Origin of the sequence: Paracoccus ferrooxidans (genome assembly GCF_029909815.1) — a bacterium.
In the GTDB taxonomy this organism is placed as follows: domain Bacteria; phylum Pseudomonadota; class Alphaproteobacteria; order Rhodobacterales; family Rhodobacteraceae; genus Paracoccus; species Paracoccus versutus.
In genome coordinates, this window is record NZ_CP038202.1 from 356,981 (window position 1) to 383,596 (window position 26,616).

General features: G+C 66.1%; 24 protein-coding genes and 3 pseudogenes. 16 read left to right on the forward strand and 11 right to left on the reverse strand.

The features are described 5' to 3' along the window. The first annotated feature begins 123 nt into the window (after nucleotides 1-123). Entirely contained in the window at nucleotides 124-798 is a 675-nt protein-coding gene (locus tag E3U26_RS18845; protein WP_036758317.1) for a 4-carboxy-4-hydroxy-2-oxoadipate aldolase/oxaloacetate decarboxylase, read from the forward strand. Nucleotides 799-841: 43 nt separating this feature from the next. Here E3U26_RS18845 and E3U26_RS18850 read toward each other — a convergent pair whose 3' ends face one another. Together E3U26_RS18850 and E3U26_RS18855 are read right to left on the reverse strand one after the other, a co-directional pair. Continuing rightward, the gene (locus E3U26_RS18850) at nucleotides 842-1,834 is read right to left on the reverse strand and encodes a LacI family DNA-binding transcriptional regulator (protein WP_499107506.1); all 993 of its coding nucleotides are present in this window, start codon (nucleotides 1,832-1,834) and stop codon (nucleotides 842-844) included. Between the two features lie 175 nt (nucleotides 1,835-2,009). Continuing rightward, nucleotides 2,010-2,801 (reverse strand): SDR family oxidoreductase, encoded by a 792-nt coding sequence (locus tag E3U26_RS18855; protein ID WP_036758260.1) that lies wholly within the window; start codon nucleotides 2,799-2,801, stop codon nucleotides 2,010-2,012. 122 nt (nucleotides 2,802-2,923) lie between these two features. Between E3U26_RS18855 and E3U26_RS18860 the strand changes: the two genes are divergently transcribed. Both E3U26_RS18860 and E3U26_RS18865 read left to right on the forward strand, forming a co-directional pair. Continuing rightward, entirely contained in the window at nucleotides 2,924-3,871 is a 948-nt protein-coding gene (locus E3U26_RS18860) for a 2-hydroxyacid dehydrogenase (RefSeq protein WP_499107221.1), read from the forward strand. Nucleotides 3,872-3,878: 7 nt separating this feature from the next. Continuing rightward, on the forward strand, nucleotides 3,879-4,910 hold the full coding sequence (locus E3U26_RS18865; RefSeq protein WP_499107224.1) for an L-idonate 5-dehydrogenase: 1,032 nt from the start codon (nucleotides 3,879-3,881) through the stop codon (nucleotides 4,908-4,910). Nucleotides 4,911-4,918: 8 nt separating this feature from the next. Here E3U26_RS18865 and E3U26_RS18870 read toward each other — a convergent pair whose 3' ends face one another. Continuing rightward, nucleotides 4,919-5,851: a LysR substrate-binding domain-containing protein gene (locus E3U26_RS18870; RefSeq protein ID WP_114537919.1), complete on the reverse strand. Its 933-nt coding sequence runs from the start codon at nucleotides 5,849-5,851 to the stop codon at nucleotides 4,919-4,921. A gap of 242 nt (nucleotides 5,852-6,093) precedes the next feature. Here E3U26_RS18870 and E3U26_RS18875 point away from each other — a divergent pair, with 242 nt between their 5' ends. The 5 genes from E3U26_RS18875 to E3U26_RS18895 all read left to right on the forward strand — a co-directional run bounded on the left by E3U26_RS18875 (nucleotide 6,094) and on the right by E3U26_RS18895 (nucleotide 11,505). Further along, nucleotides 6,094-7,080, forward strand: coding sequence for a TRAP transporter substrate-binding protein (locus E3U26_RS18875; RefSeq protein ID WP_114537920.1), 987 nt, complete (start codon nucleotides 6,094-6,096; stop codon nucleotides 7,078-7,080). A 1-nt stretch (nucleotide 7,081) separates the two neighbouring features. Next, complete coding sequence (locus E3U26_RS18880; RefSeq protein WP_036758266.1) at nucleotides 7,082-7,672, forward strand: TRAP transporter small permease subunit; 591 nt, start codon at nucleotides 7,082-7,084, stop codon at nucleotides 7,670-7,672. 45 nt (nucleotides 7,673-7,717) lie between these two features. Continuing rightward, nucleotides 7,718-9,022: a TRAP transporter large permease gene (locus E3U26_RS18885; RefSeq protein WP_116221248.1), complete on the forward strand. Its 1,305-nt coding sequence runs from the start codon at nucleotides 7,718-7,720 to the stop codon at nucleotides 9,020-9,022. Nucleotides 9,023-9,195: 173 nt separating this feature from the next. Then, nucleotides 9,196-10,599 carry an NADP(+)-dependent, decarboxylating phosphogluconate dehydrogenase gene (gnd, locus tag E3U26_RS18890; protein WP_499107227.1) on the forward strand — a complete coding sequence of 468 codons (1,404 nt, stop codon included), beginning with the start codon at nucleotides 9,196-9,198 and terminating at the stop codon, nucleotides 10,597-10,599. Nucleotides 10,600-11,244: 645 nt separating this feature from the next. Further along, on the forward strand, nucleotides 11,245-11,505 hold the full coding sequence (locus E3U26_RS18895) for a hypothetical protein (RefSeq protein ID WP_499107229.1): 261 nt from the start codon (nucleotides 11,245-11,247) through the stop codon (nucleotides 11,503-11,505). Nucleotides 11,506-11,617: 112 nt separating this feature from the next. On the opposite strand, the gene E3U26_RS18900 is transcribed toward E3U26_RS18895, so the two are convergent. Continuing rightward, nucleotides 11,618-12,771 (reverse strand): IS3-like element ISPfe1 family transposase gene (locus E3U26_RS18900; RefSeq protein ID WP_114537220.1). Its coding sequence is split into 2 segments (ribosomal slippage): nucleotides 11,618-12,525 and nucleotides 12,525-12,771, totalling 1,155 coding nucleotides; the frame shifts between segments, so codons are not numbered across the junction. Between the two features lie 475 nt (nucleotides 12,772-13,246). Further along, a pseudogene (locus E3U26_RS18905) lies at nucleotides 13,247-13,735 on the reverse strand (DDE-type integrase/transposase/recombinase); the annotation flags it as partial. A gap of 330 nt (nucleotides 13,736-14,065) precedes the next feature. On the opposite strand from E3U26_RS18905, the gene E3U26_RS18910 reads away from it, so the two are divergent. Further along, nucleotides 14,066-14,464 carry an aldehyde dehydrogenase family protein gene (locus E3U26_RS18910; RefSeq protein WP_499107232.1) on the forward strand — a complete coding sequence of 133 codons (399 nt, stop codon included), beginning with the start codon at nucleotides 14,066-14,068 and terminating at the stop codon, nucleotides 14,462-14,464. A 141-nt stretch (nucleotides 14,465-14,605) separates the two neighbouring features. Here the strand turns inward: E3U26_RS18910 and E3U26_RS18915 are convergent, their stop codons facing one another. Next, the gene (locus tag E3U26_RS18915) at nucleotides 14,606-15,565 is read right to left on the reverse strand and encodes a LysR family transcriptional regulator (RefSeq protein ID WP_499107234.1); all 960 of its coding nucleotides are present in this window, start codon (nucleotides 15,563-15,565) and stop codon (nucleotides 14,606-14,608) included. Nucleotides 15,566-15,608: 43 nt separating this feature from the next. Here E3U26_RS18915 and E3U26_RS18920 point away from each other — a divergent pair, with 43 nt between their 5' ends. The 4 genes and pseudogenes from E3U26_RS18920 to E3U26_RS18935 all read left to right on the forward strand — a co-directional run bounded on the left by E3U26_RS18920 (nucleotide 15,609) and on the right by E3U26_RS18935 (nucleotide 18,100). Beyond that, nucleotides 15,609-15,863: a hypothetical protein gene (locus E3U26_RS18920; protein WP_499107236.1), complete on the forward strand. Its 255-nt coding sequence runs from the start codon at nucleotides 15,609-15,611 to the stop codon at nucleotides 15,861-15,863. Between the two features lie 27 nt (nucleotides 15,864-15,890). Further along, nucleotides 15,891-17,059 (forward strand): IS3 family transposase gene (locus E3U26_RS18925; protein WP_499105226.1). Its coding sequence is split into 2 segments (ribosomal slippage): nucleotides 15,891-16,155 and nucleotides 16,155-17,059, totalling 1,170 coding nucleotides; the frame shifts between segments, so codons are not numbered across the junction. A 61-nt stretch (nucleotides 17,060-17,120) separates the two neighbouring features. Further along, nucleotides 17,121-17,384, forward strand: coding sequence for a hypothetical protein (locus E3U26_RS18930; RefSeq protein ID WP_499107238.1), 264 nt, complete (start codon nucleotides 17,121-17,123; stop codon nucleotides 17,382-17,384). Then, nucleotides 17,381-18,100 (forward strand): annotated as a pseudogene (locus E3U26_RS18935) (amino acid ABC transporter ATP-binding protein). The gene E3U26_RS18930 and the pseudogene E3U26_RS18935 overlap by 4 nt, the downstream one beginning before the upstream one ends. Here the strand turns inward: E3U26_RS18935 and E3U26_RS18940 are convergent. After that, nucleotides 18,094-18,741 carry a TetR/AcrR family transcriptional regulator gene (locus E3U26_RS18940; protein WP_499107240.1) on the reverse strand — a complete coding sequence of 216 codons (648 nt, stop codon included), beginning with the start codon at nucleotides 18,739-18,741 and terminating at the stop codon, nucleotides 18,094-18,096. The pseudogene E3U26_RS18935 and the gene E3U26_RS18940 sit on opposite strands and share 7 nt — an antisense overlap. Before the next feature lie 122 nt (nucleotides 18,742-18,863). Between E3U26_RS18940 and E3U26_RS18945 the strand changes: the two genes are divergently transcribed. Continuing rightward, nucleotides 18,864-19,253: a cupin domain-containing protein gene (locus E3U26_RS18945; protein WP_499107242.1), complete on the forward strand. Its 390-nt coding sequence runs from the start codon at nucleotides 18,864-18,866 to the stop codon at nucleotides 19,251-19,253. 54 nt (nucleotides 19,254-19,307) lie between these two features. After that, a pseudogene (locus E3U26_RS18950) lies at nucleotides 19,308-19,415 on the forward strand (IS110 family transposase); the annotation flags it as partial. A gap of 718 nt (nucleotides 19,416-20,133) precedes the next feature. Here E3U26_RS18950 and E3U26_RS18955 read toward each other — a convergent pair. Then, nucleotides 20,134-22,182: a catalase gene (locus tag E3U26_RS18955; RefSeq protein ID WP_499107244.1), complete on the reverse strand. Its 2,049-nt coding sequence runs from the start codon at nucleotides 22,180-22,182 to the stop codon at nucleotides 20,134-20,136. 482 nt (nucleotides 22,183-22,664) lie between these two features. On the opposite strand from E3U26_RS18955, the gene E3U26_RS18960 reads away from it, so the two are divergent. Beyond that, nucleotides 22,665-23,243, forward strand: a complete 579-nt coding sequence (locus E3U26_RS18960; RefSeq protein ID WP_114536573.1) for a DedA family protein — start codon at nucleotides 22,665-22,667, stop codon at nucleotides 23,241-23,243. Here the strand turns inward: E3U26_RS18960 and E3U26_RS18965 are convergent. The 3 genes from E3U26_RS18965 to E3U26_RS18975 form a co-directional block, all read right to left on the reverse strand. Then, entirely contained in the window at nucleotides 23,198-24,163 is a 966-nt protein-coding gene (locus tag E3U26_RS18965) for an alpha/beta fold hydrolase (RefSeq protein WP_499107245.1), read from the reverse strand. The genes E3U26_RS18960 and E3U26_RS18965 overlap by 46 nt on opposite strands. Before the next feature lie 84 nt (nucleotides 24,164-24,247). Next, entirely contained in the window at nucleotides 24,248-25,351 is a 1,104-nt protein-coding gene (locus tag E3U26_RS18970) for an ATP-grasp domain-containing protein (RefSeq protein ID WP_499107247.1), read from the reverse strand. A 266-nt stretch (nucleotides 25,352-25,617) separates the two neighbouring features. Further along, a complete protein-coding gene (locus tag E3U26_RS18975) occupies nucleotides 25,618-26,469 on the reverse strand; it encodes a universal stress protein (protein WP_499107248.1) in 852 nt (283 codons plus the stop codon). Nucleotides 26,470-26,616: the final 147 nt, after the last annotated feature.

Sequence of the window (26,616 nt, forward strand, 5' to 3'; positions counted from 1 at the left end):
GCATCGCGAAACCCGATCACATCAGATGCAGACGCTCTTATGCCTGGGGGCTGCGTCCTTCCTATGCTGCCGGCCGATCACCCCCGGCCCCGGCCGCGATATTCCAGCAAGGAGAAGCACGACGTGCCCCATATCATCACCAGGATCGAACGTGCCGCCGCGGCGGATGTGGCCGCGCTGTCGAAATTCGGCAGCGCCACGATTCACGAGGCGCAGGGTCGGCTGGGCGCGCTGAGTTCGCGCTTGAAGCCCGTCGACCGCGCCATGTCGGTCTGCGGCCCCGCCTTCACCGTGCAAAGCGCGCCGCGCGACAACATCATGCTGCAACTGGCGATCCATTATGCCCAGCCCGGCGACGTCGTCATCGTCTCGGCCGGGGAATACGAGGAGGCGGGCTGTTTCGGCGACGTCCTGGCCAATGCCTGCCTGGCCAAGGGCATTGCCGGCGTCGTCACCGATACCGGGGTGCGCGACACGCAGGAACTGATCCGGCTGGGCCTGCCGGTGTTTTCGCTGAGCGTCTGCATCAAGGGCACGGTCAAGGAAACGCTGGGCCAGATCAACGGCGACATCGTCATCGGCGGCCAGGTGGTGCGGCCGGGCGACGTGATCCGGGGCGATGCGGACGGCCTGGTCGTCGTGCGCCGCGAGGATGCCGCCGAGGTGGCGCGCAAATCCGCCGCCCGCGAAGCGGACGAGGCCGGCTATATCGAGGCCTACAAATCCGGCCGGACGGTGATCGACGTCTGCAATCTCGAGGCGGTGCTGAAGGCCAAGGGCCTGACCACCGATCTTTGACGAGCCCCTTAAGACATGTCCTGCGCCTCGCCGGGGCGCGGGGTCAGGCCGAGGATTCCCGCACGATCAGGTCCGTCTGGATCTCGATCCGGGCGGGCGGCGCGTCGGAATCCTGTCGCAGCAGGGCGACGATCAGATCCGCGGCCTTGCCGCCGATGGTGCCGGCATGGACATCGATCGTGGTCAGGCGCGGCACGCTGATCTTGCCGATCTCGTAATTGCCGAAGCCGGCCACCGCCAGATCGCGGGGGATGCCGATGCCCCGCCTCTGGCATTCCGAGATCACCCCGAAAGCCACCAGGTCCGAGACGCAGACGACCGCCCGTGTCGTCGGATGGTTGTCCAGCAACGTCCCGAGCGCCTGCGCCCCTTCGGCCATTCCGACCGGAGCGGTGCCCGCGGGAACCAGCCGCGTGTCGTCCAGCCCATGGCGGCGCATCGCCTGGACAAAGCCGCGTCGGCGCTGGCCGCCGCGCGGATCGCGCGGCGATTCACCGCCGATGAAGGCGATGTCGCGATAGCCCGAGGCGACCAGGTGATCCACCAGCCGGCCAATGCAAGCGGTGTTGGAAACGCCCACCACATGCCGGATCGGCTCGGCGGGCAGGTCCCAGATCTCGATCACGGGAATCCGCGTCGCCCGCAGCATTTGCCGCGTCCTGCGGGTATAGTCGCCCACTGTCAGGACGATCGCCTCGGGCTTGCGGCGCAGCAGCTGGCCGATCAGCCTTTCCTCTTCGTGCGGGTCGTATTCGGTATTGGCCAGCAGGATCTGCAAGCCGTTCCGGGACAGCCCGCGCGAGAGTTGCCGCACGGTTTCCGCGAAGTTTGCATTGTTGATCGAGGGCACGGTGACCGCCACGAAGCCGGTCCGGTTTTGCCTGAGGCTGGCGGCGGTTGCGTCGAAGACATAGCCAAGCTCCTCGGCCTTGGCCAGAATCCGTGCCCGTGTCTGCGAGTTGACGCCCTCGTCGCCGCGAAAGGCCCGCGAGACGGTCATCGCGGAAACCCCGACCGCCTTGGCGATATCCGCCATCTTCACGGTTGCGCTGTGAAATCCGTCCCTGCTCATGCCGCCACATGCCCCTGCCGAAAGGGCAGGCTAGACGCTGCGGGATGCGGTCACAACACCCCCGCGGCATGGGCCGGCCTGCCGCGGGAATCGCAGCGGGCCTCGCGCCGGCCGCCCGGCACGAGGGGATGATGCGCGCCTAGAGCGAAACACTGATCGCCCCGTCCACATAGAGCGTGTGCCCGTTCACGAAGCTCGAGGCGTCCGAGGACAGGAAGATGCAGGCCCCCACCAGTTCCTCGACCAGGCCCCAGCGCCCGGCGGGCGTGCGCTTTTCCAGCCAGGCCGAGAAGTCGGGGTCCGCGACCAGCGCGGCGTTCAGCGGCGTGTCGAAATATCCCGGCGCGATGGCATTGCATTGCAGCCCGTGGCGGGCCCAGTCCGTGGCCATGCCCTTGGTCAGGTTGCCGACGGCGCCCTTGGTGGCGGTATAGGGGGCGATGCCCGGCCGTGCCAATGCGGTCTGGACCGAGCAGATATTGACGATCTTGCCGCGGCCGCGCCGGATCATGTGCCGCGCCACCGCTTGGCCGACGTGAAAGACCGAGGCGATGTTGGTCTGCAGCAGGGCCTCGAACCTGTCAGCCGGGAAATCTTCGAGCGGCGTGCGATACTGCATGCCGGCATTGTTGACCAGGATGTCGATGGGGCCGGTCGTGGCCTCGAAACCGTCGATCGCGGCGCGGACTTCGTCATGGCGCGTCACGTCGAAGGGCAGGGCCCGGATCTCGGCCTCGGGCAGTTCCGCCTGCAGCGCGGCGCGCGCCTCCTCCAGCCGTTCCGGGTTCCGGGCGTTCAGCACGACCGCGGCGCCGCTTTTCGCCAGCCCCCGCGCCAGCGCGTGACCGATGCCCTGCGACGACCCCGTCACCAGCGCGCGGCGGCCCGCCAACCCGAACATGCTTTCCACAAATCCATTCGTTCCGGCCATCCCAGATCCTCCGTTTGGGGCTCGACAAATCCGTTCGACTCGTGTTTGTTATCGATAACAATCCGAGTCAAGGGCCCGCTGAAGGGGCGATCGGAAAATCCCGCACCATGATGGAGAAGACGATGAGCAAGCCGGTAGTCCTGCAGATGGGGGCCTATCCAGAATGGGATGAAGTTCCGCTGAACGCGGATTACGACCTGCGCCGTTATTTCGAGGCCGCGGACAAGGATGCCTTCCTTGCCGAATGCGGGGCGCATGTGCGGGCCATCGCCACCAGGGGCGAGTTGGGGGCCAGCCGCAAGGTCATCGAGGCCTGCCCGAATCTCGAGCTGATCTCGGTCTATGGCGTGGGTTTCGACGCGGTCGATTTGCAGGCCTGCCGCGAGCGGGGGATCCGGGTGACGAACACGCCCGACGTGCTGACGGGCGATGTGGCCGATCTGGGCGTGGCGATGATGCTGGCCGTCGCGCGCGGCATCGTCGGCGCCGAGGCCTGGGTGCGGGGCGGCCACTGGGCGGCCAAGGGTAATTATCCGCTGCAGCGCCGCATCTGGGGCAAGAAGGCCGGCATCCTGGGATTGGGCCGGATCGGCTTCGAGATCGCCCAGCGTCTGCGCGGCTTTGGCATGGACATCGCCTATTCCGATGTCGCGGCCAAGGATTATGCCACCGACCTGACCTTCATCGCCGATCCGGTCGGGCTGGCGCGGCATTCCGAGTTCCTGTTCGTCGCGCTGGCGGCTTCGGCGCAGACCCGGCACATCGTCAATCGCGAGGTGATCGAGGCGCTGGGCCCCGAGGGCGTGCTGGTCAATGTCTCGCGCGCCTCCAACATCGACGAGCAGGCGCTCATCGCTGCCCTGCAAGACGGCCGGCTGGGCGCGGCGGCGCTGGATGTTTTCGATAACGAACCCCGGATCGACCCGCGCTTCCTGGACCTGCCGAACGTGCTTTTGCAGCCGCACCAGGCCTCGGGCACCATCGAGACGCGCAAGGCGATGGGCGAGTTGGTCCGTAACAACCTGGCGGCGCATTTCGCCGGCCAGCCCCTGCTTACCCCGGTTATCTGAGGCCACCATGAAAGCGATCGTCATCCACGCCGCCAGGGATCTGCGCATTGAGGAACGCGAGCCCGAGGCGCTTGGCCCCGGAAAGGTGCGCATCCGCCTTGCGGCTGGCGGGGTCTGCGGATCGGACCTGCATTACTACAACCACGGCGGCTTCGGGACGGTGCGGCTGCGCGAGCCGATGATCCTTGGCCATGAGGTTTCCGGCCATGTCGTCGAATGCGCGCCGGACGTGGCGGGGCTCGTTCCCGGCGATCTGGTCGCCGTGTCGCCCTCGCGTCCCTGCGGGGACTGCGGCTATTGCCGCGAGGGGCTGCCCAACCATTGCGAGAACATGCGCTTCTACGGCTCGGCCATGCCGTTCCCGCATATCCAGGGCGCGTTCCGGCAGGAGCTGGTGGCGGATGCCACGCAATGCGTGCTGGCCAACGGCCTGGCGCCGGGCGAGGCGGCGATGGCCGAGCCCCTGGCGGTCACGCTGCACGCCGCGCGCCGGGCCGGGGAATTGCTGGGCAAGCGCGTGCTCGTCACCGGCTGCGGCCCCATCGGCCTGTTGTCGATCCTGTCGGCGCGGCTGGCGGGCGCGGGCGAGATCGTTGCGACGGACCTGTCGGATTTCACGCTGGCGATGGCGCGCCAATGCGGCGCGGATCTGACGGTCAACACCGGCACGGCGCCGGATGGCCTGTCGCCCTTTGCCGTGGGCAAGGGAAGCTTCGATGTCCTGTTCGAATGCACGGGTGTCGCCGCGGCCATCGCGCCGGCCATCGCGGCCATGCGGCCGCGCGGCGTGGTCGTGCAGTTGGGATTGGGCGGCGACATGCCGCTGCCGATGACGGCGCTTACCGCCAAGGAGTTGGACCTGCGCGGCTCCTTCCGGTTCCACCAGGAGTTCGCGACCGGCGTCCAGGCCATGCTGGCGGGCCGGATCGACGTCAAGCCGCTGATCACCCACGAGGTCGCCCTGGACGAGGCCGAGCAGGCGTTCCGGCTGGCCTCGGACCGCGCCACGGCGGTCAAGGCACAGATCCTTTTCGCCTGAGCGGCGCGCTACCCTTGGGCTGAACCGAAGGCCGCCGGGGACTGCGCCATCTCTGTTGCCAGCCGCACCAGATGATCGCGCACCACGGCGGCCGCTTCCGAAAGAGGCAGCTGCGCCGAGACGCAGATCGCCATGGCGACCTTCATGTTGGGGCGCCGGATGCGATAGCTCCGGGCATCCGGGACGCGACGCAGCACGGCCTGCGCCGCCGATGCGGGCAGGATGGTGCAGCCCAGCCCCTCGGCCAGCGCGTTCGACAGATACGAGATCGACTCGGTCTGGGCGACGACCTGCGCGCTGGTCCCGACGCGCGACAGCGTGGTTTCGATCACCTGGCGGACGGTATGGATCGGGCTCGGCAGGATCAGCGGCTGGGACACGGCCTCGGCGAACGAGATCTCGCCATCCTCCGGCTCGGCGATCTGCGTTCCCACGAAATACAGCTCTTCCGTCGAGATCGGCTCGAAGCTGAGGCTGGGGATCTTGCCGGGATCGAAGATCAGCGCGATGTCCATCTTGCCGGTCATGATCTGTTCGCTGATCACGCCGCCGCCGACCGCCTCATTGGCATAGAGCAGGATCCCCGGATGCTTTTCGCGGATGGTCCGCATCAGCTGCGTCGCCACAAGAGAACCAAGGCCCAGCGGCGCGAAGCCGACGCTGACCGCGCCGGTAATTTCTTCCGATGAGGTGGCGATGTCCTGCTCGGCCTGGTTCATCTGCCGGATGATCATCTGGCAATGGCGATACAGGACCTTGCCCGCCTCGGTCGGGATGACGCCGCGTTTCGAGCGCAGCAGCAGCGGCTTGCCGAAATGGGTTTCCAGTGCGGCGATCTGCTGGCTCAGCGCCGGCTGGGCGATGTGCAGGATCGCGGATGCCCGCGTGATGCTGCCGATGTCCACGATCTTCATGAAGGCGTAAAGCCTGCGTATGTCCATGATAATACACCCCTGAAGCGCGATTCTGCCCGGCCGCGCGGCCATTCTATTGGGTCGGCGCGTGGGGCGCACCGATGTATAAGCATTCGCGATCATGTCAGACCGAACTGTTCTTTTCGCAGCGATGGGCCTGTCGCTAGGGTGACAGGTGCAACGGTCACAAAACTGCAAAACTGTCGCGCCGCAGCCGCGAGATCTTGGTCCCGTTCGTCTGCGGTAAGCGCCAACATTGGGAGAGTTCGATGATCCTGAAGTCAATCGCCTGCGGGGCAGCGACCGCGCTGGTCATGGCAAGCGCCGCCATGGGGCAGACCCGGCTCAGCCTGTCCGAAGTGCTGCCGGACGGCAACTTCATGGCGGAAAACACCAAGAGCTTCGCCGAAGCCGTGAAAGAGGCCACCGATGGCGAGGTCGTCATCACCGTCGCCACCTCGGGGTCGCTGGGCTTCAAGGGGCCCGACCAACTCGGTGCGGTTCGCGACGGGCTGGCCGACATGGCGGATATCAACATCAGCCAGCAGGTCGGGATGAATCCGCTGTTCGGCGCCGAAGGCGTGCCCTTCCTGGTGGAGTCGATGGAGGAGTTGAAAGAATACCATGCCTTCCTTCGCCCCGAATTCGAAAAGCTGGCCGAGCAATACAACCAGAAGATCCTCTACATGGTGCCGTCGCCGGCCCAGTATGTCTATCTGAAGACCGAGATCGACGACATAGGCGATTTTCGCGGCATCACGGTGCGCGGCGCTGACAAGAATACCGTCGATATCGTCAGCAGCCTTGGCATGGACGGCATCGCCATGCCCTGGGGCGAGCTGCTGCCGGCGCTGGCCTCGGGCCGTGTCAGTGGCGTCGCGACCTCTGCCACCTCGGGCGTGGACGGCAAGTTCTGGGAATTCCTGAGCCACATCTATCCGACCAACCACACCTGGGGGTCGAACGCGGTGACGATCAACCTGGATTCCTGGGGCAAGCTTTCGCCGGAACAGCAGGCTGCCATCGAGAAGGTCGCCGCCGAGCTTGAGCCGCAATTCTGGGAAAGCTCGCGCGAGAGCGACCAGAAGAGCCTTGAGATCATGACCGGCCACGGCATGCAGGTGGTCGAGCTGTCGGACGAGCTGAAGGCCCAGATCGTCGAGAAAGCCAAGCAGGTTCAGGCAGAGTTCTTTGACCGGGTTCCTGCGGCCAAGCCGATTGCCGATGCCTATCTCGCGTCGAAAGGCGGCAACTGAGATGGCCGGAGAGCGGCACCTCGCCCCCGAAGCCGTCGCTGAACGCGGCGCTGTGGCTGCCCTGCAAAGGGCGGCAGACTTCGCCTCACTTGTCGCGGCCTGGCTTGCCGGTCTTTGTGTCGTGGGCCTGACATTGCTCGTGCTGATCGACACCGCGATGGCGCTGATCAGCCGCTATGTCCCGTCCTTTCCGACGGGCACCGGAATCGGCTGGGAGTATAGTGCCTATCTGATGGGCGCGGCCTTCCTGCTCGGCTCGGGCATGACGCTGCGCGCGGGCCTGCAATTGCGGGTGGAGCTGCTGCTCTCGATGGGCAAGGGTCGCTATGCCAGGATGTTCGAGATCTTCGCCGCCATCCTGGGGACCGCAGTCACGCTGCCGCTGGCGATCTGGCTTGCGCAGTTCACGCATCGCACCTGGAGCTACGGCGAGGTTTCCCAGGATAGCTTCACGCCCTTGTGGATTCCGCAACTGGTGCTGACCATCGGCGCGGCCGTCCTGGCCTTCCAGATGGTCGCCCGTCTCGTCACCGCCATCAGCGGAAACGCCGTCGACAAACCCAGCCTCGGTGCCGCGAGCGCCATCGAGTAAGCCACAGCGCCCCTGCGCGCGAAACAAGGAATATCGGGGAGAAACATGGGCGCTATCGTCGCAAGCCTGTTCGGGCTTCTTTTCGGCACATTGGCCATCGGAGCCTGGATCGGAATCGCCTTGCTGGCTACGGCCATCGGCCTGGCAATGCTGTTCACCGGCCTGCCCGTCGACAGGCTGTTTCCGCAATACCTGTTCAACATCCTGACGACGCCCGACCTGGTCGCGTTGCCGCTGTTCATCCTGATGGGTGAGTTCCTGTTCAGGACGCGCCTGTCGGAAACGCTGTTCAGTGGCTTGGCGCCCTGGGCGGGCCTGCTTCCGGGCCGGTTGCTGCATGTCAATGTCGTCGGCTGCTCGATCTTTGCGGCGATTTCGGGATCCTCGGCCGCGACGACGCAGGTCGTCGGCCGCATGACCCTGAAGGAGCTGCTGGCCAGGGGCTATTCGCCCGACCTGGCCATCGGCAGCCTTGCCGGTGCCGGGACGCTGGGCTTCCTGATCCCGCCCTCGACGGTGATGATCATGTATGGCGTGCTGGCCAATGAATCGATCCTGCGGCTTTTCACCGCCGGCTTCATCCCCGGCGTCCTGCTTGCCCTGGTCTTTGCCGTCTACATCATGATCCGCGCCAGCACCAAGCCTGACCTGGTGCCCGAAAACGAACGGGCGTTGCGCCACATGCCGTTCCGCCAGCGCCTTGCCGCCCTTCGGGATCTCGGGCCGGTCATGTTCCTGATCCTCTGCGTGCTGGGCTCGATGTATGGCGGGCTGGCGACCCCTTCCGAGGCCGCGGCCCTGGGCGTGGTCGGGGCCTTCCTCGTGTCGCTGTCGCAGGGTGCGCTGAGCCTGCGGGCGCTGCGCGACATTCTGCTGGGGACGGTGCAGACCTGCTCGGTCATGGGCATCATCATCCTTGGGGCATCGGTGCTGGGCAACATCACCTCGACCCTTGGCATTCCTGGCGCGGTCGCAAATGTGGTGACGGACTGGAACCTCTCGCCGATGCTGCTGATCGTTGCGCTGATCGTGCTGTATCTGGTGCTGGGGACGGCGCTTGAAGGCTTCTCCATGATCGCGACCACCCTGCCGGTGGTGCTGCCCTTGGTCGAGGCCGCGGGCTTCGACAAGATCTGGTTCGGCATCTTCATGGTCCTGGTGGTCGAGATGGCGCAAATCACGCCGCCGGTGGCGTTCAACTTTGCCGTCATCCAGAACATCACCGCCCGAAGCACGGCCTATATCGCACGCGTCACCTTCCCCTTCCTGCTGATCATGATCGGCTTTGCGATCATGCTGGCCGTGTTCCCTGGGATCGTCACCTTCCTGCCCAACCTGCTGCTGGGCTGATCCCGCTAGGGCGTGGCGCCCAGGTCTTCTTGCCTGGGCGCCATGCAGGTCGGCTTTGACTGCCTGTTCCGTTGGCGCTATCAGAGGCTCCATGCCACGGCCTAACGCGCAGCTGCATTTCGATCATCAATCGGCGTCCCTCGGGGATGCGCTGTCCAGAGCAAAGAAGAATAATGAAAACTGAAACTTCGATCGGCCTTATCGGCCTTGGGACGATGGGGGCGGCGCTGGCGCTGAACATCGCCGAGAAGGGCTTTCCCATCGCGGTCTGGAACCGCACCACCGAAGTGACCCGCCGCTTCCACGCCGAGGCCGGCGCGCTGGCGGATCGCGTGATCCCGACCGAGAGCCTGGCCGACCTGGTCGCCGCCATCGCGCCGCCGCGCGCCATCATCCTGATGGTCCCCGCCGGTCCGGCCGTCGACGACCAGATCGCCGCGCTGGCGCCGCTGCTCGGCCCCGATGACCTGGTCATCGACGCCGGCAACGCCAATTTCCACGACACCAACCGCCGCGCGGCGTCCGGCCTGCCGATGCGCTTCCTGGGCATGGGCGTCTCGGGCGGCGAAGAGGGCGCGCGCCACGGCCCCGCCATCATGGGCGGCGGCGCACGGGCCGACTGGGACCGCGTCGCAGGGGTCATGCAGGCCATCGCCGCCCAGGCCGAGGACGGCACCCCCTGCGCCACCTGGATGGGCGAGGCCGGTGCCGGGCATTTCGTCAAGACCGTGCATAACGGCATCGAATATGCCGACATGCAGATGATCGCCGAGGTTTATGGCGTGATGCGCGACGGGCTCGGCCTGTCCGCCGCCGCCATCGGCGAGACCTTCGCCGGCTGGAACGAAGGCGTGCTGAAATCCTATCTGGTCGAGATCTCGGCCGCGGTGGCCCGCGCCGCCGATCCGCTGACCGGCCAGCCGATGCTGGACGTGATCCTGGACGCCGCCGGGCAGAAGGGCACCGGCCGCTGGACCGCGATCGAGGCGCAGCACCTGGCGGCGCCGATCCCGGTGATCGAGGCGGCGGTGATGGCGCGCAACGTCTCGGCCCGCATCGACGAGCGCAAGGCGGGCGAGGCGCGTTTCGGTGCCGCCCCGCAGGCGCTGGACCTGGCGCGCGACCAGCTGGAGCAGGCGCTGATCGCCGGCAAGATCCTGTGCTATGCGCAGGGTTTCGCGATGATCGAGGCCGCCGGCCGCGCCTTCGGCTGGCAGCTCGACCTGCCGGGGATCGCGCGGGTCTGGCGTGCGGGCTGCATCATCCGCTCGGCGATGCTGAACGACATGGCGACGGCGCTGGCCGAGGATCCGTCGCGCAACCTGGTGCTGGCGCCGTTCTTCGCCGAGAAGCTCGAGACCGCGATGCCGGCGCTGCGCGCGGTGGTGGCGCAGGGCGTGCTGCACGGCCATGCCTTGCCGGCGCTGGCCTCGGGGCTTGGCTGGTTCGACATGATGCGCACCGGCCGCGGCACGGCGAACATGATCCAGGCGCAGCGCGACTTTCTCGGCGCGCATGGCTTCGACCGGCTGGACGGCCAGGACAGCCATCACGGACCCTGGGGCGGGAAGAGCTGAGGGGCAAATATCCCTGGCAGTTCGATGTCCGGCCTTTGCCGGTCTTGTTCGACATCGCGAACCTCAGCGCCGCGGTCCTCGGCCCCGCCTCGTCGACCGGGATGGAAACCGGCATCGCCCCCGTGTCGCTCAGCACTTGGCGCGCCGTCGCATGCCAGGGGCTCTCGATTGCAAAGGCATCGCCCGGATCGAGGATCAGCCGCGCGCAAAGATCCAGCCCCTGCTGCGGGCCGTTGACGATGACGATCTGGCCGGGCTCGCAGACCAGTGCGCCCGCCAGAGATGGCCCTGTAGCGCGGTGCGCAGCCGCGGCGTGCCGCGCGGTCGGCATGGCTCAGGCGCTCGGGCTGCCGGGACAGGGGAGTGGACATGGCGCGCTTCCAGGGGGGCGTGGGAAAACCGTCGGCGGCCATGTCGCCATAGCGGAAATCCGCCAGCAGCCTGCTGCCGGCATGGCGGGCGGAACCGGCGGATGCGCTCGCTCCAGGCCGACAGCCGGACCGGCGGGGCCTTCGCGCATCGGCGCCAGGTGACGGCGACGGCGCAATGCGCCAACGAATGCCGGCGCCTGGTCATCTCCACTCCTATGGCAACGGGCAGGATTGCCCTGGGCGTCCTGGTGATGCAGGCCGGGACCTCCTGTCGATGGTCCGGGCGGCGGGCAATCACGACCCCCTGGCGTTTCCGGCGCCGGAAAGGTTCGACCCCGACCGCCAGGGCGCGCGCCCGCTGATGTTCGGCACGGGGCAGCCTGCCTGCCTGGGCCATGCGATCATCCGGGCGACCTTGGTGCAGCTGCTCGATGTGCTGGAGGCATTCGCCCCCGAGGCCGGCACCCCGCCAGCACGCTGGTCGCCGTTTGCGCAGGACTCTCTGCCAGCCCTCGGCATCCGTTTCGAGGGCTGATCGCCGCGGGCGGGTCGGTCCATGAATGCCGCAGCCCACTCATGGCCCTTTCCTGGGGCGATGCAAATCGCGCCTCGTTTGCACCGTGACCTGCCCCCCGGTCGTCCCTCGTTCATAACGAGAGTCCTTGGGGTTGATATTGGTTGGTTTCGGGTGTGGCAAGCGCGCCGGGCGCGGAGCCCTCAGATTGCTCAAGCGCTCGGCGCGCGTCGGACGGGGTCTTGTTGCCCAGCGAGGAATGGGGCCTGACGTTGTTGTAGTCGTAGCGCCAGAGGGCCAGTTTGCGGCGGGCATCAGCCAGGCTGTCGAAGATTTCCTCGTTCAGGCATTCGTCGCGCAGGCTGCCGTTGAAGCTTTCGATGTAGCCATTCTGCTGCGGCTTGCCCGGGTCGATGTAGTGCCATTCGACGCCGTTCGCGTTGGCCCATTTCAGGATGGCCTTGCTGGTGAACTCGGTTCCGTTGTCGCTGACGATGCAAGCGGGCTTGCCGTAAATCCTGACCAGCGCATCCAGTTCCCGTGCCACCCGAGCCCCAGAGATGCTCGTGTCAGCGATCAACGCCAGGTTCTCGCGGCAGCAATCGTCGTTCACAGCCAGAATGCGGAACTTGCGGCAGGCCCCGAACGTGTCGGACAGGAAGTCTAACGACCACCGCTGGTTTGGCCTCAACGGCGCTGGTATTGGCGTCCGGCTACCTCGTGCCCTCTTGCGGCCACGCCTGCGGCGCACCGACAGGCCCTCTTCCCGGTAGATGCGATAGAGCTTCTTCTCGTTCATGATCATGCCCTTGCGCTCCAGCAGGATGCCCACGCGCCGGTAGCCGAACCGCCGGCGCTTCTCGGCAATCTTGTGCATCTCCTCACGGATTTCCGGGTTGTCGGGTGGCCTGTCACGCCGCACCGTCTTCGGATCGACACCGATCAGGACACAGGCCCGACGCTGAGAGATCGGATGATCCTTCATCGCCCGCAGCACCGCGTCCCGCCGTTGCACCGGTGTCGTCAGGGCTTTCCCAAGAGATCCTTCAGAACCACGTTGTCCAGCATGGCATCGGCCAGAAGGCGCTTCAGCTTCGCGTTCTCGTCCTCGAGCTGCTTCAGCCGCTTGGCGTCCGACAGGTCCATCCCGCCATACTTCGCCTTGAGCTTGTAGAACGTCGCGGGGCTCAACCCGTGCTTCCGGCAAAGCTCGGAAGTCGGCAAACCCGCCTCCTGCTCCTTGATCATCCCGATAATCTGCGCCTCGGTGAACCGGCTTTTCCTCATGTCGTCTGCTCCTTCTCAGGTTGGGCAGACTCTACATCACAGCGAGGGAACTTCCGGGGGGCAGGTCAACCGGGTTGCACCTTGCCCAAGTTCACGACTTTCGCCGCGGGGGTTGCGGCCGATGCTGCGTTTGGCGGCCCGCATCGGTCGTGCCTCTGCTCGCGAGGAATAGCCTACGAATTTTGGAAGTCGACTTGGATCTGGAGGCCCTGGATTAGGGGCAACTTTGCTTGGCGGCGGCGAAATTCCGGGATTTGGGGGGGTGGATTGGCGCGTGGAGAGCGGGGTTTTCCGAGTGGACCGTAAAGTTGTGGCCCATGCAATCGGTCATTCGTCTCTTGTGAGCGAATACCTGTTATGCCGGCGTTTGGCGCCGCCACTCTGGAAAACCCGGCAGACGCCCCTGCCAAGATATCTCGAGCCATCATCAATATAGTGAACCGCACGGTGCTTTCCGGAGGCCGATTTTGGTGAGTTACGCGGCTAGGGGATCAGTGTCCAGAACCGCGTAGAAGTTGGCCTCGGCTTCGGCTGGCGGGATGTTCCCGATCGGTTCGAGCAGATCGAGCAGGTGAACGCCATGGGTTCGCGAGAACCTGCGAGGGGGTGTTGAACCAGTCGACCCATTCCAGCGTGGCGCACTCGACGGCCTCGAAGCTGCGTCCCAGCCCGCGGCGGCGGATGACCTCGGCTTTGAGCAGACCATTGATCGTCTCGGCCAAGGGGTCGTCGCAGCTGTCTCCGACGTTCCCCACCGAAGGCTCTATACCCGCTTCTGCCATCTGCTCGCTGGAGCGAACGGACAGATATTGCGAGCCGTTGTCGCTATGGTGAACCAGCCGATGCCCTTGGGCGGGCGCCGATCATGCACGGTCTGTTCCAGGGCAGCGAGCACGAAACCCGCATGAGCTGAAGTGCTGGCGCGCCAGCCGACGAGCGTCCGGGCGGAGGCAGCGATCGCGAAGGGTGAGGGCCAGCCCTCGAACCGATCGCGAGGCCCTCACCCTTACGAAAGACCTCCTTCGCCTGGTGCAACTCGCGGTTCTCTCGCTCCAGCGCCTGCATCCTCTGGGCCATCTCGGTCGGGATCCCTGCGCGCTTGCCGCTGTCGACCTCGGCCTTCTGGACCCAACCCTTCGGCATCTGCGCTCCGCAGCCGATCTTCGCCGAGATCGACAGGACCGACGGCAAACGAAAGGCGTGCTGGCCCTCGTTGTCGAGAACCAATCGCACCGCCTGCGCGCGCATTTCGCGGGAGAACCTGATCGTCATCTGGTTCATGATGCTCCATCCTATGCAAAAGATGGAGCTGCCGGAAAAACCAGAGAGGGGTCAGTTCATCTCCCTCGTGAACTCGGCACAGAACGCGCGAAACAGCTCGGGCTCCACAGGTGCTTTCCTAGCTCGTTCTGGGCTGAGGCCTCCAGTGCGTCGCGGCGGATGTTCAACTGCCGCTTCCATCTGGCGCTTCGAGACCGAGGACGAGGCGGTGGCCAATGCCAGCAAATGCAGGTTGGCGGGCTATTTCTATGCCCGCCACCTTTCCCACGTCTGGCGGGTGGTCGGGATGCTGGAGATCGGCATGGTCAGGGTGAACGCCAGCTTGATCTCGTCTGAGGTGATGCCCTTTGGCGGCGTCAAACAGTCCTGCCTTGGCCGCGAGGGCAGCACCACGGCATCGAGAATTGCCTGAATATCAGTATATGCGCATCCTGACCCTAGATGCAGGCCGTCACCTCAGCGGAAGCCGGCGCGGGTCCGACAAGCGCCGGGTCCAGCCGCACGATATCAGCCTGGCGGGGACAGCGCCGGTCTGCCGGTTTTGCGTTGGGTCTCAGAATAGAAGATCCTTCTTGTGACCGGGATTGCGGACGGCGAAACCGTCAGTGCCGACCTCGGCAAGGTATTTCCTGAAGGTCGCGATGAAGGATTGCAGGAAATAGGGTTTCTCGGCCCCATAGGTATCGGCGACAACGAGCTTGGCAAAAGGCAGGTCGTCGACGATGGGCTTCCTGACGATGGCGCCCTGCTCGGCATAAATCGGGGTCAAGGGCCGCAAGTTCAGGATCGAAAGGCCGAACCCCTCTGATATTGCCGCCAGCGCGGCACCATAGGTCCGGGCGCGAAAGCTGATCTGCGGCGCCTCGGCAATCAGGCGGAAGATGGCCAGCAATTGCGGTGCGATCTCGGGCTGGTCCAGCAACACGAAGGGACGCCGGGCGATGTCCGCGATCCGGATTGCCTCTTGCCTGGCGAGCGGATCGTCGGGGTGCATGGCGACATGCGGCGGCACCAGGCAGATCGGCGTCCGGTCGAAGGGGGCGATGATGTCGCCCTCGTAGAGCACGGCGAACTCGATCTCGCCGGCGGAAAGCCAGTCGCGCAATTCGCTCTGGTCGCCCTCTCTCACCACGATCTCGACATCCGCTTCGTTCGCCGTGAAGCGGCGCAGCACGCTGGGCAGAAGCAGCGTCCCCAGCGGCTCGAAACAGCCGATCCGCAGCGGATCAGGAATGCGCGCCGAGATGTCGCTGGTGGCGCGCGCGAATTCGGTCTCCGCTGCCAGCAGCCGCGCGGCGGCAGCGACGAACCGGCTGCCGGCCGGGGTGATGCGGATGCCCTTGGCTGGGAAGCGGTTGAAGATGCGGGTGCCCGCCTCGTGCTCGGCCGCGTCGATGGCCGCCAGGATGGATGAGGTCGAGATCCCCAACGCCCGCGAGGTCGCAAGGACATTCTGCAACCGCGCCACTTCGCAGACATAGCGCAACTGCCTGAGCGTCAGCCGGGACCGCATGCATCCTCCTTGTTTCATGAAATGAAAGAATAGAACGAAATTAATGTATTTTCCAGATTATCCGGCGACACCTATTCCGTTGCTCAGGCCCCGCGCCGTTCCCGACGAGATCCAGCACGCGGCGCAGACGATGCAGATCATGGGAGGAGAAGGAATGCTCACGTCGTCAGAACTCGACCAGGCCATCACGGCCAGTTGGGACCGACAGCTCGACTGGCTGAAGACCTTGGTCGGCTTTCCCAGCCAGCGCGGCCTGGAAGGTGGTCTGCCCCCTGAAAAGTGGTCCTCCCTGAAGTAGGCTATTGAGCCGTAGGAGGACGTTTGAATGCCCCAGAAGAAGCATAGACCTGAAGAGATCGTGGCGAAGCTGCGCCAGGTCGACGTGTTGTTGTCGCAAGGCCGATCGGTCGGAGAAGCGGTTCGTTCGATCGGCGTGACGCAGTTTACATACTATCGGTGGCGCAAGGAGTTCGGCGGCCTGAAGGGTGACCAGGTAAAGCGCCTAAAAGAGCTTGAGAAAGAGAATGACCGGCTGCGCAAGGCGGTGTCGGACCTGACACTCGAGAAGCTGATCCTGAAAGAGGCTGCCTCGGGAAACTTCTGAGCCCCGCTCGCCGTCGCCGTTGCGTCGATCATGTCATGGCGAAGTTCTCCGTGTCGGAGCGCTTTGCCTGCAAGGTTCTCGGCCAACACCGCTCGACCCAGCGCAAGAAGCCGCATGGCCGAGCCGATGAGGATGCGTTGACGGCTGATATCATCCGGCTTGCTTCCCGGTATGGGCGCTACGGCTACCGCAGGATCACGGCGATGCTGCGGTCCGAGGGCTGGAGGGTGAACGCCAAGCGTGTCGAACGAATCTGGCGGCGGGAGGGGCTCAAGGTTCCCCACAAGCAACCGAAGAGGGGTCGCCTCTGGCTGAATGACGGATCGTGCGTCCGGCTGCGGCCCGAGCACCCTAACCATGTCTGGTCCTATGACTTCGTCGAGGGTCGGACCCACGATGGCAGGAGATTCCGCATGCTCAACATCATCGACGAGTTCACCAGGGAATGCCTTGCAATCCGCATCGATCGCAAGCTCAACTCGACCGACGTCATCGACGCCCTGTCGGACCTGTTCATCCTGCGCGGCGTGCCGGGCCATGTCCGTTCCGACAACGGCCCGGAGTTCATCGCCAAGGCTGTACGGGAGTGGATCGTAGCCGTCGGCGCAAAGACAGCGTTCATCGAACCAGGAAGCCCTTGGGAGAACGGCTACTGCGAGAGCTTCAACTCGAAGCTCCGCGACGAACTGCTTGACGGTGAGATCTTCTACAGCCTCGCCGAGGCCAAGATCATCATCGAAGCCTGGCGGCGATACTACAACACCAAGAGGCCACACTCGTCGCTTGGATACAAGCCACCGGCACCCGAGGCCATCATCTGGCCTGCGCCAGCAAGCGGAGCAGCACCGTCATCTGCCCAGGCAATAGCCCCAAGGCCGATCATGAACTAAGATTGAAACCGGACCACCCTATGGGGTCAGGCCAGTCGGCTCGGGCACGCGCAAGGGGCTGTTGCTGCCGCAAGGGCTGGGCTTTCTTGACTGGAACTGCGAGGTGGTCGATGCCCGGCCCAGCTACATGGCCGCGATCACGCGGGAGAACCCGCCCGCCGACCTGATTGCGCGGCATGACAACATGGCCATCGCCAGCACCGCCCGCCGGTTCGAGATCGGCAATTTCAACCTGTCCGCCGTGCCGGGGCTGGGCGGAGCGCTGGAGCTGCTGGAGGGCATCGGCGTCGCCGAGATCCAGGAGCAGGAAGGTTTCCGGCCATGAACAGCCCCGTTCCCGCGGACCCCGTCATCAGGCTGATCGAGGCCAACAAGCATTACGGCAATTTCCACGCGATGTGAGCCTGGAGCCCGCGAAGGGCGTAAAAGATCATCATCTGCGGCTCCTCGGGCTCGGGAAAGTCGACTCTGATCCGCTGCATCAACCGCATCGAGCGGCACGACAGCGGCGAGATCCTGGTCGATGGCCACCGGCTGACCGGCGACACCAAGGACGTCGCTGCCATCCGCTGCGAGGTTGGCATGGTCTTCCAGCCCTTCAACCTGTTCCCGCATATGACCATCTCGGAAAACTGCACCACCGCCCCGCGCAAGTCGCTCGGCCTCGGCAAGGCCGAGGCGGAGGAGCGCGCCATGCATTGCCTGACCAAAGTGCGCATCCCGGCCAGCTTTCCGGCGGCCAGCAGCAGCACGTCGCCATCGCGCGGGCGCTGTGCATGCAGCCGCGGGTGATGCTCTTCGACGAGCCGACCTCGGCGCTGGACCCCGAGATGGTTGAGGTGCTCGACACCATGGTGGAACTGGCCGCGGAGGGCATGGCCATGCTGTGCGTCACCCATGAGACGGGTTTCGCGCGGCAGGTCGCCGACCGAGTCGTCTTTATGGATCGCGGTGAAAAGATCGAAGAAACGGTGCCCGGCGATTTCTTCGCCAACCCGCAAAGCCCGCACGCGGAAGTCCTTGCAGCAGGTCATTCACTGATCCGTACGACCTCTGCCCCATTCAAGCGGCCCCGCCGGGCATGTGAGGTAGGCCATGATCATCCGCCGGCATTGGGCCGCGAGCCTTGCGGTCGGCAGGCCGGCGGGATGCTGTTCCAGCGCCCGGTGCGCGGCGGTCTCCAGCACGGCCTCCAGCATCGCCGCCGCCTCGGCCGGATCGAGATCGGCGGCCAACTCGTCCGCATGGCGCCGCAACCGCGCCTCGATCAGCGCGGCGATGCGGGCGCTGAGCGCCTTGCGATGCTCGGCCCGGCCGACGCGCGGCGCGATCTCGATCAGGGCCTGGTGCAGCCGGGGATCATGCGGATGGTCCTGGAAGGCGGTCGCGACCAGGGCATCGACCGCCTGGGCCAGCGTCTCGCCCGGCGCGGCAATCGCCTCGGCGAAGCGCGCGGCAAAGACCTCGCCGCAATGGTCGATCACCGCCGCCGCCAGCGCCTGCTTGTTCGGGTAATACTGGTAGAGCGAGCCGACGCTGACCCCGGCCCGTTCCGCCACCATCGCGGTGGTCATCCGCTCGAACCCGGCATGCACCAGAACCTGAGCGGTCGCCTGGATGATGGCGCGAACCGTGGCGCGCGCCCGGCTCTGGCGCGGGATTTTGCGTGGATTCACATCCATCTGCACCATCCTCCGGTCATGAACGGGGAATGCGAATATAAAAGCCGAGGGATTCGTCACATACTCCAGGCATCGATGCAAGCAAGGCCGCAGGACATCGCGGCCGGAAAGGAAGAAACGCTATGACCGATACGAATTCCGGGCTCGACCTGAGCCGCTTTCACCTGCATCTCGAGGACGGGCCGCGGATCCGCCCGGTGTCGCTGGCCTCCGGCGACCGGCCGGCGGAGGGCAGGACGCTTGCCGTCTTCCCTGCCGAACGCCCCGAGGACGTTCACCCGGACTACTGGGAGATGCATCCCGGCGGCGATGAGTTGCTGATCCTCTGCTCCGGCCGGCTGGAGCTGGATCTTGAGGCTGCCAGCGGCATGCGCACGGTGGAACTGGCACCGAGGACCGGCCAGGTGGTGCCGGCGGGCAGCTGGCATCGGCTGCGGCTCAGGGAACCGTCGGTCCTGCTGGCGATCACCCATCGCAGCGGCACGCAGCGCCGCAAGGATCGCGAGGCATAGCCGGTGCAGCCTGCGCACCTGTGGTCTGGGGGCCGCAGCATCATGGCGCAGGAACTGCAGGCCAGGCCGATCAGGACGGATCGGCCGGATGCCGAGGGGATGGTGCGCCTGCTCCACCTTTCGGGGCATTGCAGGTCGGTCTCGGCGCGCGCCCTGCTAGCAGGCTGCTGAAAAAGTCCTTGCGACAGGACAGCGCGGGCGGGGAACCGGGAAGTCCGCCTCAAATTTGCCGAAAACACCCCATTTCGGGCCGATATTAGCTGGATCCAGAACGATTTCCGCTGCGTCGCCCTCTCAAAATCCTTTTTCAGCAGCCTGCCAGGCGCGCGCAAGGTGGTGCAACTGGGCTTCATCGCCCTGGAAATGCTATTGCAGACCTTCGCACTCACGGTCGCGCCATATCCAGTGGCGGGCTCGGACATCGCATCCGCGCGCGGGTGGCAGGAAATCCGATGCTCGAAACCGCTTCGGGACCGCGGCTGCGGGCGCGGGTCTTCCTGCGACAGGAGATGGGCGGATTGAAGCATCGTGTCCGCTTTGTCGTCGGTTGCTGTCGATAGGTGCATCCGCAGCGCTGACCTGTCGGTCCGCACGCCGAACTGGGGCTGGATCATCGCGGTCGGGACCACGAGCTGCGCATCGGCGGGCGGTGGTCCTGGATCAGGACGGATTTCCCTAACCCGCCTCGGCCCCAGCCCGTGATGCGTGCGCCCGATGACGTCGAGGCGGTCGCGGGTCAGCCGCGGGGTAGGGGCTTTGCGGCCGTGACCCGGAAGGGCATTCCGGTGCGCAGATCGTCCTTGCGGGACTTGGCGCCCTGCGCGGGCATGGCATCTGCCGAAAGATGGAAAGGCCCACCCCTTGCGGGGCGGGCCGGGGGTCAGGCCAGGTCGCGGACCTTGGGCTCGCGGTCCCAATAGCGGCGGGCAGCCGCCTGGGGCAGGGCGGCAAGATCGGTGACGCCCTCGTCCGGCTCGATCCCCGCGCGGTCCAGCAGCGGTTGCGCGCCCGGCGTATGGCCGATGGCCTTGAGATGGGCAAAGGCGTCCATCACGAAGCCGACCGCCGCGCCGTCCCGCGCCAGCTTTTGCGCCGCCTCATCGGTCAGGACCAGCGCCACCGCGTCGAACAGCACCGAGGGCGAGCCGGCAAGCTGGCCGTCGGCCTTGGCCTCGCCGCCCGCCAGCGCGATGCCGCCGACCTTGGGGGCGATGGTGAAGGGCGTGCCGCCGGCCTTTTCGACCGCCGCCACCAGCCCGTCGAGCTCCGCCTTGTCCGAGCCTTCGGCGAACAGGATGCCGACCTTGCGCCCCTTGAGCGTCGGCTGCCAGGTCTTCTGGATCGACAGCGCGTCCGAAGGCGCGATATCGATCGGGTCGCGGAACGGCTTTGCCGCCTTGGGCAGCTCGATCGCGAGGCCCGCCGCCACGCGCTTGGCCAGATCCTCGTCGATATTGCGCAGATGGCTGACGACGCGGCTGCGCACATGGCCGAGCCCCACCTTGGAGAGTTCAAAGACGAAGGCCGAGGCGATATGCGCCTGCTCGTTCGCGGTCTGCGAGCGCCAGAACAGGCGCGGCTGGCTGTAGTGATCGCCGAAGCTTTCGGCCCGGATGCGCAGCTTGGGGCCGGAAACCTCTTGCGGGGCGGTGGCGAAACCTTCGGCGCTGGCGCGGGGGCCGGGGTCTTCGCCTGCCTGGTCCAGGCTGTTCGGCTCGTAATTGGCGCGGCCCTTCGGCACCTGGGTCTGCATCATCCCGTCGCGCATCATGTTGGCAAAGGGGCATTTCGGCGCATTCACCGGGATCTGGTGGAAATTGGTCGTGCCCAGCCGCGATTTCTGCGTGTCGAGATAGGAAAACAGCCGCCCCTGCAGCAGCGGGTCGTCGGAAAACTCGATCCCCGGCACGATATTGGAGGGCAGGAAGGCGACCTGCTCGGTCTCGGCGAAGAAATTGTCGGGATTGCGGTCCAGCACCAGGCGGCCGACCACCCGCAGCGGCACGATCTCCTCGGGGATGATCTTGGTCGCGTCCAGCACGTCCCAGGGCAGGCTGTCGGCCAGTTCCTGGTCGAAGATCTGCAGGCCCAGATCCCATTCGGGATGGTCGCCCGCCGCAATCGCCTCGTAGAGGTCGCGGCGGTGATAGTCGTTGTCCGCGCCCTGCATCTTGGCGCTTTCGTCCCAGACCAGCGATTGCATGCCCAGCCGCGGGCGCCAGTGGAACTTGACGAAACGGGTCTCGCCCTGGGCGTTCACCAGCTTGAAGCTATGGACGCCGAAGCCCTGCATCATGCGATAGCTGCGCGGGATGGCGCGGTCGGACATGGCCCAGATCACCGTATGCAGGCTTTCGGGCATCAGCGAGACGAAATCCCAGAACGTGTCATGGGCCGAGGCGGCCTGGGGATAGCCCCGGTCGGCCTCCATCTTGACCGAATGCACGAGGTCGGGAAACTTGATCGCGTCCTGGATGAAGAAGACCGGGATGTTGTTGCCGACCAGATCCCAGTTCCCTTCGTCGGTATAGAACTTGACCGCGAAACCGCGCACGTCGCGGGGCGTATCGACCGAGCCCGCCCCGCCCGCGACGGTGGAAAAGCGCACGAAGACCGGGGTCTTCTTGCCCTTCTTGGCAAAGAGGCTGGCGCGCGTCAGCTCGGGGATCGGGTCGGTGCATTCGAAATGGCCATGCGCGGCCGAGCCGCGGGCATGGACGATGCGCTCGGGGATGCGCTCATGGTCGAAATGGAAGATCTTCTCGCGCAGAAGGAAATCTTCCAGCAGCGTCGGGCCGCGATGGCCCGCGCGCAGGCTGTTCTGGTTGTCGGAAAACGGGATGCCGTGGTTGGTGGTCAGGGTCTCGCCGCCGCGCTGCTGCGTTTCGCCGGCATTGCCTTGTTCAGTCCTGTCGGGATTCGGTGCCATCGTTCCTCGCCTGCCATGAAGGTGGGTGGGCACTGGCACGCCGACCAGCGCCGCCGGAGATGGTCCAACGTCAGGCAAGAGCAACGGTTCCCCGCAGGGTGCCGTCATGCGTCGAGGCCCGGCCGCTCGGCCCCGGCGACGCGGATCGGTTTCGGGCAGGCGCAGCGATCCATGCCAGCGTAGGGCTTTCCCCGCGGGACCGCAGCAACCGGCGGCCGGCGGTCGCAAGCTGGCTCTGGCGGGCTTCCTGCCGCAGCTTTGTCCTGGCTCTTCTTCATGGCCAGAGCCGTATTTCAAGAAAGGTGGATCGCCGGCGGGCCGCCGCCTCTCGCTCGGCGAATAGCGCATTTCTCCGGCCGGTGCTGGACAGGCGCGCGTGGGTCACGCCTGCGATGAAGCTTTGTCCGGTGCCCGGCTTGCGGAGGCAGGCGGGTGTCATTAGCTAGACCCATCATGCCCCATGCCCCAGGAGGATCCGCCCGGTGGAGGCCCTTATCGAACAGTATCTGGGCAATCCGCTGATATTGGCCGTGCTGCTGTTTCTTGCGAATTTCGTCATGGAGGAAGGGGCGATCGTCGCCGGTGCGGCGCTGGCCGCCGCGGGAGAGATCGGCACCACGCTGGCTCTGGTGGCGCTGGTGACAGGGAATATCGTCAGCGACTGGGCGCTTTACGGGATCGGCGCGCTGGCCGGAAGCAGCCCGCTTGTCCGCCGCTGGGTCGACGGGAAGATGCTGGAGCGGGGGCGGCACCTGCTGGATCGCGGGGTCTGGCCGGCGGCGCTGCTGGCACGGCTGCTGCCGCCGATCTTCATGGCCAGCGGCTTCCTGCGGGTGGATTTTCGCCGGTTCGCCATCGTGAACGGCGTGGTTGCGGCGGTCTACACGGTGGCGCTGTTCTTCGGGGCGTTCGGTCTCAACCTCGTCCTGTTCGACCTGCTGGGCAACTGGGCCTGGCTGGTCGTGGCGGCGCTGGTCATCGCTGCGGTCTGGCTGAGCCATCGGTTCACGGTCTATTATTTCGCCTCGAGCAAGGACGAGGGGGACGGCTCGGGCGGCTGAGGCGGCGCCTCTTCGTCGCCGATCACGCAATCCAGCGCCGCGCGCAGCAGCTCGGGATGGGTCCAGGGCAGGAAATGGTCGGCCTCTTCGACCAGGATCACCCGCGGGCCGGGGCTCTCGGGCAGATGCGCTTGCAGGAAGGGCACGTTTTCCGGCGGCACCAGGGTATCGGCCAGGCCCTGAACGATGGTGACGGGCGCGGTGATGCGCCCCAGATCGGCGGCCAGATCCTGAAGCCCCGGCTGCAGGTTCATAAGCTCTGCATTGGCATTGGCCAGCTCGGCGGGCAAAAGCCGGGCGAAGAAATCCAGCGCGGCCAGCTGCTGCAGCGGGTGGGTTTCCTCCAGCTGCGGATCGGCGGCGGCGCCGATCAACAAGACGCCCGCCACCCGGTCGGGATAATCGGCGGCAAGCCGCAAGGCGACCGGACCGCCATAGGAATAGCCGACAAGAACCGCAGGCCGCGTGCCGGCGGTCAGCAGCGGGGATACGGCGGCGGCCTGACCGGCCAGCGCGGTCTCGGGCTCTTCGCCGCTTGCGCCGAAACCGGGGCGGTCGACGGCCATGTGATACTGCCCGGCGGGGACATCCAGCAGGAACCTGTCCCATTCCTCGGCGGTGCCGGGACTGCCATGCAGGAAGATCACCCGCCGCCCGCCGGGCTGGCCGGCCGCCAGATAGCCCAGATATGCCTGCCCGTCCTCGCGCGCCAGCCGCATTTGCCGGACCGTGCGGCCTTGTTCCTCGGGCCAGGCCTCGTCCGGCTCCAGCCCCAGGCCGGTGATGGCCGAGAACTGTTCGCGCAGCGGCTGGAACGGCTCAAGCACGAAGCCAAGCGCCTCTTCGGCCAGCGACTGTTCCGGCGCGGGAACCACGATGGTTTCGCCGGGGGGCTGGCAAAGGGGCAGGTCGGGGATCATGCAGGGCTCCTTTGCGCCGGGCGCGGATTGGCAGCGCCGATCAATGGCACTGTCCCGCCCGGCGCGAAGCTGCGCAAGGGGCGTTCACGAGCTTGGGGGATAGATCCGCCGCAGCGCCTCCTGCTGGCGCTGCAGCCGGATCATGCCGCGCAGGCCCACCACCCGCGCCCCGCGCCGCCGCATGGCATCGCCGATGGCGAAAAGCCAGCGATACTGCTGCCACAACGCGCGGTATGCCTGTCGCAGCGTGCGGCCGCCGGACCAGATGTGCAGCATCTCGGCCCCGGCGCCGTTCAGCTCCAGTATCCTGAAACCGCGGGCCGCGGCCAGCTCCTCGGCGCTGCGAAAGCGGACGTCGAAGCGGCCGAAATGGAAATCCGGGATCTCGCGCGAGATCTCGTCGATCACCGCTTCCAACTCCGGCGTGACGAAGGACTGCGCGTCGCGATAGACCGCGCCAAGCCGGGCGCTGCGCGCATTGGTCAGGATATGGGCGGCACCCGGCATGGGCACCGTCTCCCAGCTTTCGGGATGCCGGTCGCGATAGATGGCGCTGTTCGGGCGCAGGACCTTGTCGGCCTGGACCAGCCGGGCCACGCTGCTGCGTCCGTCGCCGACCACATGCGGCGGATAGACGAAGGCCATCGAGACGATGCGGCCCCGCGCCTGGCCGGGGTGGCGCAGGTAGAAGATCCCTGCCTCGCCGGGCAGATCGACCAGTTCCTGCAGCAGGATGGTGGTGCCCGGAGGATGCACCGCCAGGTAATCCGCCAGATCCTCGGCCTGCCGGATCAGCCTGACGCCCCAGCCCTGATAGCCGCGGTCGGGCTTGGCGACGACCGGAAAGTCCAGCCCCGCCCCGGCCATGGCGGTCAGCGCGCGGTCGAGGGGGGCGATGTCCGCCGCCTCACGACGAAGGCGGACGAAACCCGCCAGCCGGGTCCGCCCCTGCGGCCCGAACAGGTCCAGTCCCTGCGACTTGCTTTCCCCCCACAGCCCGCCCGCCTCCATCGCGGGGTTGGCGGCGCTGGGAAGCGTCAGGCTGCGATACCGGATCGCCAGCGCCAGCCACATCAGCGCGGGCAGCACATAGAACAGCCGCTCGGGGATGTGGCGCTTGAAGGCGGGATAACGCTCTCCCTCCGGCGGACGGAACTGGAGAGAGGCGGCTTGAGGCGTGCAGGTCAATGGTCCGGGTCGTCCTTTGCTGGGTCGCATGTGGCGCTGCGGGCATGGCCGAGCCACCTTGTGCCGGCGATGCGTCCCGGCTTCCGACGCAGCGCCCGGAAGAAGGCGACCATGGCGCAATTCTGCCAAAAGGTCCAGATTTGCGGGCCAGCCGCCGATCTTCCCCATCGTTTCGCGCCAGAGACCATGTCGTCCCGTCCGCCGCTGCCCGGAAGCAAGCGTTCGACCCGGCTATGCGGGCTCTGCCGGCAGGCGCGGCCACTGTCCTATACGCGCGCTGGTCCAACGACCAGCACATCGCAACCCGCCTCCGAAAGCAGCCGCCTGGCAACGCTTCCCAACAAGACCTCTGCGGTCGCGTTTCGCCCTTGCGTTCCCATGGCGACAAGGTCCACGCGCCCGCCTTGGGACAATTCCACAAGTGCGGCACCGGGAGCCCCCTGTAGAACCAGGACGTTCTCTTCGCGGCCATGGGATCGCGCCAGGTCCAGCAGTTGCCGGCGACAATCGTTCATCCTGGACCGCCGAAAATGTTCGGCATCGTCTGGCAGGGTGCCGGCCCGCAGCATCGCCTGCTCGAAGGGAAGAGGCGCTTCATAGGCGTGAACAAGGGTGATCCGTGCATCCGGCGCCAGCCCCCGAACCGCTTCCAGAGCTGCCTCCGACAAGGGCGAGAAATCCATGGCGGCGGCGACGCTGCCATATCGCCGCGCATGCTCGCCGCGGACAACAAGCACCGGAACTGATGCCATACGCACAATGCGATCTGCGGTCGAGCCGAACACGCGCTGGAGCAGGGTCGAGGGCTGCCCTGGTCCGATCACGACGATGTCGGCCGACAGCTCATGCGCTGCCTTTGTCACGCAGCGATGCGGTATTCCGAACTCGACCCTCAGGGTCGGCGCCCTCGCAAAGCGCGGGGCGTCGATGAGCGTCTCGAGCGTCGCACGGGCATGCCGCCCTGCCGCGGCACGCATTTCGGGTTCCATGACGCCCATATCGTCGAGCACGTGCATGACGACCACGGCTGCCTTGTGCTGTTCGGACAGCTGGGCGGCGCGGGCAAGCACCCGGTCGGCATCGTGCTGAGGATCAACCGCAACAAGGATCGTCTTCATGGCCTGTCCCTTCGTTCATTGCGAGCTTCGGTTGCTGTCAGCCGCCCAAGCCTGCCTGTCTTTGTCTATGCGCAAACGATTTTAGGTGCTACCGGCGGCAGGCCGGGGCATTCGCAAAGGCGAAGAAATCGGCCATTGCGCTACCTT

Excerpts from the sequence above, each read along its gene's own strand:
- E3U26_RS18850 (WP_499107506.1), bottom strand. The coding sequence starts at position 1,834 with ATGGCGGATATCGCCAAGGCGGTCGGGGTTTCCGCGATGACCGTCTCG.
- E3U26_RS18855 (WP_036758260.1), bottom strand. The coding sequence starts at position 2,801 with ATGGCCGGAACGAATGGATTTGTGGAAAGCATGTTCGGGTTGGCGGGC.
- E3U26_RS18860 (WP_499107221.1), top strand. The coding sequence starts at position 2,924 with ATGAGCAAGCCGGTAGTCCTGCAGATGGGGGCCTATCCAGAATGGGAT.
- E3U26_RS18865 (WP_499107224.1), top strand. The coding sequence starts at position 3,879 with ATGAAAGCGATCGTCATCCACGCCGCCAGGGATCTGCGCATTGAGGAA.
- E3U26_RS18870 (WP_114537919.1), bottom strand. The coding sequence starts at position 5,851 with ATGGACATACGCAGGCTTTACGCCTTCATGAAGATCGTGGACATCGGC.
- E3U26_RS18875 (WP_114537920.1), top strand. The coding sequence starts at position 6,094 with ATGATCCTGAAGTCAATCGCCTGCGGGGCAGCGACCGCGCTGGTCATG.
- E3U26_RS18880 (WP_036758266.1), top strand. The coding sequence starts at position 7,082 with ATGGCCGGAGAGCGGCACCTCGCCCCCGAAGCCGTCGCTGAACGCGGC.
- E3U26_RS18885 (WP_116221248.1), top strand. The coding sequence starts at position 7,718 with ATGGGCGCTATCGTCGCAAGCCTGTTCGGGCTTCTTTTCGGCACATTG.
- gnd (WP_499107227.1), top strand. The coding sequence starts at position 9,196 with ATGAAAACTGAAACTTCGATCGGCCTTATCGGCCTTGGGACGATGGGG.
- E3U26_RS18895 (WP_499107229.1), top strand. The coding sequence starts at position 11,245 with ATGGTCCGGGCGGCGGGCAATCACGACCCCCTGGCGTTTCCGGCGCCG.
- E3U26_RS18910 (WP_499107232.1), top strand. The coding sequence starts at position 14,066 with ATGCAAAAGATGGAGCTGCCGGAAAAACCAGAGAGGGGTCAGTTCATC.
- E3U26_RS18915 (WP_499107234.1), bottom strand. The coding sequence starts at position 15,565 with ATGCGGTCCCGGCTGACGCTCAGGCAGTTGCGCTATGTCTGCGAAGTG.
- E3U26_RS18920 (WP_499107236.1), top strand. The coding sequence starts at position 15,609 with ATGTATTTTCCAGATTATCCGGCGACACCTATTCCGTTGCTCAGGCCC.
- E3U26_RS18940 (WP_499107240.1), bottom strand. The coding sequence starts at position 18,741 with ATGGATGTGAATCCACGCAAAATCCCGCGCCAGAGCCGGGCGCGCGCC.
- E3U26_RS18945 (WP_499107242.1), top strand. The coding sequence starts at position 18,864 with ATGACCGATACGAATTCCGGGCTCGACCTGAGCCGCTTTCACCTGCAT.
- E3U26_RS18955 (WP_499107244.1), bottom strand. The coding sequence starts at position 22,182 with ATGGCACCGAATCCCGACAGGACTGAACAAGGCAATGCCGGCGAAACG.
- E3U26_RS18965 (WP_499107245.1), bottom strand. The coding sequence starts at position 24,163 with ATGATCCCCGACCTGCCCCTTTGCCAGCCCCCCGGCGAAACCATCGTG.
- E3U26_RS18975 (WP_499107248.1), bottom strand. The coding sequence starts at position 26,469 with ATGAAGACGATCCTTGTTGCGGTTGATCCTCAGCACGATGCCGACCGG.